Source organism: Pirellulales bacterium, assembly GCA_036490175.1.
Taxonomy (GTDB): domain Bacteria; phylum Planctomycetota; class Planctomycetia; order Pirellulales; family JACPPG01; genus JACPPG01.
In genome coordinates, this window is sequence record DASXEJ010000360.1 from 1 (window position 1) to 8,265 (window position 8,265).

Here is an 8,265-nt window from a genome sequence, read left to right on the forward strand (position 1 = left end):
CCTGGCTGGCACGCTACCGTCGACACAGCCGCGACTATGAACACAACACGGAAACCAGTGAAGCGATGATTCTCATTTCCATGATCGCCCTGATGTCACGCCGCCTCGCTCACAAAAAGTGACTTTGAAGACTTGTTCTAAGACTGGCCTTCATCCTCGGTGGATCGGCAACTCGACGATCATGGCCGTGCCCCCTCCGTCGACATCTTCGACGCGAATTGTGCCCCCGTGGTCGGTGATGATGCCATACGTCAGGCTCAGACCCAGCCCGGTTCCACCGTCATCTTGTCGCGTCGTGAAGAACGGGTCGAAAATATGACCGCGGTCTTCGCTGCGAATCCCGCGACCATTGTCGGACACAATGGCGCGCACGGCGTCAGGCGTTGTCTCGGTGATGATCGTAATTTGGGGAGCCTTGTCGAGGGCCGCCTCGAGGCCATTGCAGATCAGGTTGACGAATACCTGTTCGAGCTCGACCCGATTGAGCAACACTTGTGGTAGATCGGCGGCCAAGGTCGCATTTATGATCGCGCCGCGCTTGGTCGCCGAGGCGCGCGTCAAGGACAGTGCGTCGTTGACCACGACGTTGAGGTTGTCGGGACTACGTTGGGCCGGTTCGTGCCGGGCAAACCGCAGAACTCCCTTGACGATCTGGCCGCACCGTTTTGCGTTATCGACGATGTCGTGCAAAACCGGAACCGCATTGCCCGCGTCGTCTGGAGGTAACGAGACGAGCAACTGTTCGGCTGAGAGCAAGATCATGCCCACGGGGTTGTTGATCTCATGGGCGATCCCCGCGGCCAGCGTTCCGACAGACGCCAATCGCTCGGAATGCCGGAGCTGTTCCTGCGATGTTTTCAATTGACGGGTGCGCTCGGCGACCAGGTCCTCAAGCCGTTCGCGGTTTTGTGTCTCGGTCTGAACCAGCCGCCGCAATAAGCTCGTGCGGGCTGCCTGGACAACCGCGGCGATCGCTGTGGCCCACATCAGAAAGAATCCATAGTGCAGCCATTCCCCGCTGGGATGGGTCATGGCACACCATAGCCAGCCGCCCCAGATGACCGAGTAGACCAAGGCCGACGCAACGACCGACAGACAGACCAACCCCGTGGCGACGATCACTAACGCCAGGTTGGTGGAGTCCCAGCCCGCCCCGGTGCGGAAGAGTTGCATCAAGCTGTCGACAGTAGCCACGATCGCGACGGCGACCAACGTCGTGTGAACCCACCGGCCGCGCAGGTCGCAGCGCATCGTTACGACGAGCAGCGCGAACGTTATGAATGCCGACGCAAATTCGCCTAGCACCAGGGTATCGTTGAGCGTGCCGACGACGTAAAGACGAAAGCAGCCGGCGAAGAGGTAGAGCACGACCAGGACGATCGTCAGCGGAATGAGACTGTCGCGTGCCGCCGCGTTAAGCGCCGCACGCATCGGCCGGCCCGTAACCGGCGATGACGATCGAAGTACGTCCATTTATGCTATTCGCAGTGCCTAACAGGACAAGGTCGCGGTTCCCGCTGGCGCCGCGTACGCCCTGCTAAGGCACATCACAAGTCAAGGAGTTTAGGTGTTCGCAGTTCCGCGATCAGAACTGGACTGCCGGGTTTGCGTACTGTGGCAGAATCCGATCGCTGCCCCAAGATACAGGCAAAGGCTGAAAAATGCAGCATGGGGTAAAGGCTGACCAGGATCAGGTCGGGCGCTTTGTCAACGCCTCAATTTCGGGTTGGGTGCCATGGCCACGCTCGTCGTGGCCCTGCCGAAGCATCCATAGAGTACGTACTTACAGAAGGAGCATGCTCACGCAAGCGCGAGCATGGCACCCGAACATTTGGATTTAACACAGCACTAGCGACAAACGGCCAAATCCAGGAGCCATCGTTGAGCGTATCGCGGCTCTCGAAATGCGCACAGGCGCCGGGCTTGCGACAAACGTGCATTCGGTTGCCCACAGCACACCGTAGTTGCGTTGTCCGCCGGTAGTATCGAGAATACTTATTCTGGCCCATTCAGTCCGGGCACGGCCATGTTCTCCTGGATGTTTGCGTGGTTGACGGACAAGGCCGCATTGATCGCGGTACAGCGAAACGTGATGCGCCCAGAGGACCGACGAGACGATCATGTATAGACTCGCCTTTCGCTCAGTATTTGTACTAACGGCAGTTGTCGTCGGAGGATTCTGCGCGCACGTTCCGCCTGCGCATGCGCAGGTGGCAGCAAAAGATACTGCGGCGGGCGATCAAAAAGCTCCGACCGTCATCGATACCGCGGGATTTCGCGATGGCGCGCACCATTGGCGCAACATTCGAGATACCAGCCGTATGATTCAGGCCGTGCCGGATCAACCGGCTTATCGACCGGAGCAAATCGACGAAATCGTCGCGAATATTTTGCTCTTTCAGCGCGACAATGGCGGTTGGCCGAAGGATTACGACATGCTGGCCATCCTCACGCCCGACCAGGCCGAGGTGGTTGGCTCGACGCACGATCGCGACGACACGTCGTTCGACAACCACAATATCCATTCACAGGTCGAGTACCTTGCACAGGCGTATGCAGCATGTGGCAAGCGTGAATGGCGCGCCGCGTGCCTGCGCGGCCTGGACTTTATGCTCGCGTCGCAGCTTTCCTGCGGCGGTTTCCCGCAGCGCTATCCCAAGCCAACAGGGTATTCGGCCCACATCACGTTCAACGACGGCGTGATGATCGGGATTCTCAACGTCCTGCAAGATGCCAGCGAAGGATTGCCTGCCTGGAGCGACCTTGATCAGTCGCGTAGGCAACGATCGCAGGAGGCGGTCGAGCGCGGTATCGAGTGCATTCTGAAATGCCAGATCGTGGTCGATGGGCAGCGGACTGGCTGGTGCCAGCAACACGACGCTGAAACCTTGGCGGCCGCCAGTGCGCGGACATTTGAACTGGCCTCGATCTGCCCGCAAGAGACGACGGAAATTGCACGTTTCTTGATGCGCGCCGAAACGCCAGGCGACGACGTCGAGCAGGCCGTGACCGATGCCGTAAAGTGGCTCGATAAAGTGCGCCTCGTCGAAACCCGCGTGGAGAAAGTAAAAGCCCCGGTCGAAAACTTCTTGCGTCATGACGCGGACTTCGACGTTGTCGTCAGGCACGATCCGACCGCGCCGCCCATCTGGGCCCGGCATTACGAAATCGGCACCGATCGACCCGTGTTCGCAGGCCGCGATGCTGTGAAACGGTACGCGCTTGCCGAGATCGAGCGCGAGCGACGCACAGGCACCCCTTGGTACGGCGGATGGCCCAGAGCCTTGCTCGCCAAGGAGTATCCTCGCTGGCGCGAAAAGCGCGGCGCCGGGCCGCAAGCGAATGCGCCACAGTAACCGCCAAAAGACGCCTGTCCCCGGCCAAGAACGACACTCTCTAAAGCACATGGCAAGCGGTCTTCGCCAATGGCAGGCCGACGGTCCCCCTTTTTTAGGCGCGACCGGCGATAATCTTTTGCTACAATGCCACGCACCCGCCCTAGCCGCCTGCGATCTTTCCTACCTGACCCAGTGAGCGCGACAATGCATCGCCAAGGATGCCAACGCGACGACCATCCACGCATTGGGCGGCGCGACTTGCTCCAGGTCGGCGGGATGAGTCTCTTTGGAATGGGACTGGCGGATCTCGCTCGGCTCGAGTCGCAGGCCGCTGATTCGTCCGGTACGGCGCGCGGGCCCGCCAAATCGGTCGTGTTTATTTTTCAGTCGGGTGGCCCGTCGCAACACGAAACATTCGATCCTAAGCCGGCTGCACCCGAAGGTATTCGCGGCGAATACGGTACGACGCAGACCAGCTTACCGGGCATCAACTTTTGCGAATATCTGCCGAAGTTAGCTGCGCGGGCGCATCGCTTCTCGTTGGTGCGCACGATGCACCATCCGGCAGATCGGCAATTCCGTAACGAGCACAGCAGTTGCCATTACCTGTTGCACACCGGTTCGGTTGATATGCCGGTCGGCGACACGAACGCCACGATCGCTGGTCCTCGCGCCGGGCGGATGGCATGGCCGTCGATCGGTTCCATGATCGCTTATGCCGCGCCGGCGGATGTGGGCGTGGGCTTGCCAAGCGTCGTCGAAATACCGCGCGCGTACAACATTAGTTACCCCGGGCGCGATCCGGGCTTGCTCGGTCCGCGCTACGGTCGCTGGGGTGTCGATCTCGCACCGAAATGCAACTCTAAAGACGCGGCCGGATCGTGTCCGAATTGCTTCAGTCATGACGACCCCAACGATCCTGCCAGGGCGCCTGGCCCAGGTCCGAACGCCTGGTGGGATAACAGCAGTTGTCGTAATCCTGATTTCCACCTGCCTGATCTTGGTGGCGATACGGGAATCTCGGTTCCGCAACTTTCGAATCGCTTTGAGTTGCTACAGCAGCTGGAGGGGTTGCGCCGCGCTGCCGCCGAAGCGATGTCGCACGATACCTGCCGCGCCTACGATGCGCAGCGCGACCAGGCCCTGCAATTGGTGCTCACCTCGCGCCCCGGCAAGCAAAATCCTTTTGACCTGACGCACGAACCTGACGCCATCCGCGACCTGTACGGCCGCGAAGAATGGGGGCAGGCGTTTTTGGTCGCCCGCCGTTTGGTGGAAGCCGGAGTGCGCATGGTGCAGGTCAATCTGCGCGGTTGGGATACGCATCAAAACGCCTTTCGTGATTTGAAAGGCAGGCTGCTCCCTTCGATCGATCATTGCTTGAGCGGATTTCTCGACGATCTCGAACAGCGCGGTCTGCTTTCCGAAACTCTCGTGGTGATGTGTGGCGAGATGGGACGCACGCCGCGCATCTCGCCCATTGCGGTCGGGGGAAAAAACGCGTCGGGCGAGATATTTACCGCTGGCCGACACCACTGGGGAGATGTCTTTCCCTGTTTCTTTGCGGGCGGCGGCATCGCGCCAGGCCGCGTGATCGGCGCAAGCGACCGGCAAGGTGGATCGCCCGTATCCGAAGCGTACACGCCCGCCGATCTCGCCGCCACGATCTTCCAGCAACTGGGGGTCGGGCCGGACCGCGAGTTCAACGACACGACCGGTCGGCCCTATCAAATCTATCGCGGTCGACCGATCCAGGCCTTGCTGTAACGAACAGCGCGACTTCTAAGGGCAAGCCGAACTTCTGGCAAGAAGTTGCTAGCGGTGCGACGTGCCTTTGAGGATCGGCCGGGCTTTCCAATTCGCATCGGGGCCGAAGCGATAGTTCGGTGAAGCATGGCCCGCCTGTGCGTCGCCGTAAAGCTCGCGCACGGCGAGCGTCTCGAGCGCCGGACCGGCGCCGGCGGCCAGCAGCACAAACGCGACCGAGCCCCACAAAAGTCCGCGCAAGTTGACTTCAATCAGGCCCGCCTCGGCCTGTGTCTCGCGCGGCATGATCAGAATCATGATCGTGCAGATCACGGCGTTGACCAGCACTGTGCCCTCGGTCATCAGCCGTTGATCGGTGAAACCGGTGAGCGACTTGGCGAAATTCGCCAGCACGAAAGACCAGATGATCAGGAAATACAACATCTGCCCACGCCCCAACCAGCTGGTGGGCACAATGGCCAGCGGGCGCCACAGATGCACAACGATCAGCAACACGAATCCAAAGGTCGCGATGGCGAAGAACAGATTGAACCAGCCGGTGGCCGACAGTTCGATGCTATCGAAAAAAGGAGACTGCATCAGCTGCGGCACCGAGCGGAAACCGCTGTGCTCGGTGGTCCAATCGGCCACGTTCTTGACCGTGTTCTCGTAGAGTAGCCACGGTACGACAAACAGCAGGGCGGTCACTTCGGTCCAGCGCCGCCGCGGAGCGCTGTTGTCGCACGGAGCGATGCGCGTCGCCAACAGACCGAGTGCCACGGCGATGCCAATTCCATTCACAAAGCCGTACGATTGCTCGAGAAAACTATGCCAATTGGCATGCTGCCAATGTTGCCAATAGGCGACGGTCTCGGGATTGCGCACCAGGTTTGGATTACCCGGCGCGACCATGGCCAGCTTCAATAGCGCAATTCCGGAAAAGCCCAGGCCGCCGATGGCTCCGGAAACGAGCGTGGCCACGATCACCGCGGTAAGCCGTTCGCGTGCGCACCACACCAGCGCGCCGACAACAACGCCCAGGATACCGGCCCAGTCGTCGCCGCGCGGCGGGGTCATGCGCACGGCAAACATCACCGGCAAAAGTATGAACCCGGCCAGCCAGCCGACTCCCATGTAGAGAAACAACCGCGACCCGTAAGCAAATCGCCCCCAGCGTGCAAAATAAATGGCCACTCCCACGGCCAGCCCCACGGCCCAGCCAAGATGCGCACTGACCACGGGCAAAAAATTGGGCCAGTTGGTGACCAGTTTCTCGACGGGAAAGAGCGAAGCGTCTCCCTGGGGCCTTACCAGCAGATTCCATAGAGTGTCGCCCAGACCGGCCGAATTCAGCAGCCATTGCACGCCCGCCCCCAACGCCGCGCCGATAGCGCCGAGCAATCCCAATTCCCAGAACCGGCCGAAGCGACGTTGGCAAAGATCGAACAACAACATCGATAGCACCACGACAACGGCCTGCAAGTAATCGCTGTCGAGCCAATACAGCGGGCTGTCCTGCCGCTTCATCGCCCCTTCGACTTGCATCTTGTCGTTGACGATCGGGATGATGAAATCCGCCAGTCCCATCGCGCCCAACACGACGAGCATGGGAACAAACATTTCAGTCAGCCGGCGCCGGTCGAGCACGGCAGGTAGCGCCGTACCCGCGCCCCCTAGCGATCCCCACAGGAACCCAATGACATACAGCCCGGCGAATCCATAAAGTTGCGATGGCAAGTGCCCGGAGTGCGTATAGCCGATCACCTGCATGTAGCTGATCGATCCGCCGAAAGCCCAGCCGAAGGCACCGAAGAAGGCGAAGTACAGTACCCGTTCGCGCCAGTCGGCCCGTCCTGAAAGCAGGCACACGGCGATCGCGGCCACGGCGCCGGGAAACATGGCACCAGTCTCGTGTCCGTAGTTGCCGCGGATTCCCCAGCCGACGGACAGCGACAAAGCCACGAGCAGTATGCCTAATGGCGACAGAATCAACGAGCGCGGGGCAGGGGGCATGCGCGATCTTTCTCAGCAGTATGCTGACGAGGGCAGGGGGGGAGGCCGGCAGCCGCGAGGTCGTATGCGGGTGTTGGCAGACATCGGCCGTTGGCGACAGGATACCGGCTGGCCGAGAGAGGGTGAAGAGACCGAATTGAGACAAGCGCGCTACGGATCGACGGGCGCGGCATGCTCCGGCGTCGCCTCGGGCTCTGGCCCGAGCCGAGCCGGTCCGCCCAGTCCTTCCGTGTTTTGTGGTGTGGCGCTGGGTTCGTTGTCTGGGGGCGCAATCGGAGAGGCTTCAGATGTGGGGTCTTGCTGTGGAACGGATTCATCGTTCGGCTGCGCGTGCGTCGGCAAAATTTCGATGGGCATACCCCAACCCGATGCGCGCGTGATGAGCGTCGATTCAGGAGGGCCGAGAGGTTGTCCGAAATGCGTATGAATCTGTTCGCCCGCGTATATGTTTGCTTTGCGATCGATCAGATCGGGACCGCGTCCCCACAGAAACGGCTTGTTGGCGGGAATCGTCGTGATCATGGGATATCTCCAGGTGAAGCTTTCTGTCACGCCAATCGGGAAGTAAACGAAGTCCTTGCCCGAGTAGGGGTCGACCGGCAACACGTCCAGGTATTTGCCGACTAGCTCCTGGAGCGAATCCGGCAACTCGCCATATTCAATCTGCCAGGCCGACAATGCCAGACAGATCCTCGTCGCGTGGCATTGCGTCAAGCATTTAACCCAGCTTTGCACTGGTGCCTGGGCAGGCATTGCAGCCAGGGGTGCCAGCCAAGGTGTCGTCCGCAATGCGTTGCTATATACATCTGGCATGCCCCACAACAGTAATTGGGACGTCGGCGTACGCTGTCCGATCGCCGCGAGAATTAAATTTACAACGTTCATGTCTGCCGATGTCACATAGTTCAATCCGCGCCGGGCGCGCGTGAATTCCCACGGCATCGCCATAGACAGCGAGATCAACCTATCATGGATTTCTCCGAAGTGCCGATACTCGAGCGACACGCCGGCGAGCGTGTTGGGATCGAGGGCAAGGAGCTTTTCAGTTGAGACATAGCGGGCTTGAATGGGATCGCTGATCGCGGGAGCGGTGTGTTGCCACTTTTCGAGCGCTATCAGGGCTTTGCGTAAAAGTTCGGTGGTTTGGCCCGGCCGGGTTGCCCACCAT

Annotated in this window: 6 protein-coding genes; 3 read left to right on the forward strand and 3 right to left on the reverse strand. The window is 60.4% G+C overall.

Translation table 11 applies throughout. The annotated features are described in order from the left end of the window. Positions 1 to 122, forward strand: a 122-nt coding sequence (locus VGG64_27740) for an IS4/IS5 family transposase (protein HEY1603428.1), incomplete at its 5' end; no start/stop codon positions are given. 28 nt (positions 123 to 150) lie between these two features. Here the strand turns inward: VGG64_27740 and VGG64_27745 are convergent. Then, positions 151 to 1,473, reverse strand: coding sequence for an ATP-binding protein (locus VGG64_27745; protein HEY1603429.1), 1,323 nt, complete (start codon positions 1,471 to 1,473; stop codon positions 151 to 153). 647 nt (positions 1,474 to 2,120) lie between these two features. On the opposite strand from VGG64_27745, the gene pelA reads away from it, so the two are divergent. Together pelA and VGG64_27755 are read left to right on the forward strand one after the other, a co-directional pair. Beyond that, complete coding sequence (gene pelA, locus VGG64_27750; protein ID HEY1603430.1) at positions 2,121 to 3,356, forward strand: pectate lyase; 1,236 nt, start codon at positions 2,121 to 2,123, stop codon at positions 3,354 to 3,356. Positions 3,357 to 3,542: 186 nt separating this feature from the next. Next, positions 3,543 to 5,105, forward strand: a complete 1,563-nt coding sequence (locus tag VGG64_27755) for a DUF1501 domain-containing protein (protein HEY1603431.1) — start codon at positions 3,543 to 3,545, stop codon at positions 5,103 to 5,105. A 48-nt stretch (positions 5,106 to 5,153) separates the two neighbouring features. Here VGG64_27755 and VGG64_27760 read toward each other — a convergent pair whose 3' ends face one another. After that, positions 5,154 to 7,097: a hypothetical protein gene (locus VGG64_27760; protein HEY1603432.1), complete on the reverse strand. Its 1,944-nt coding sequence runs from the start codon at positions 7,095 to 7,097 to the stop codon at positions 5,154 to 5,156. A 150-nt stretch (positions 7,098 to 7,247) separates the two neighbouring features. Beyond that, on the reverse strand, positions 7,248 to 8,265 hold a 1,018-nt coding region (locus VGG64_27765), incomplete at its 5' end, for a hypothetical protein (GenBank protein ID HEY1603433.1).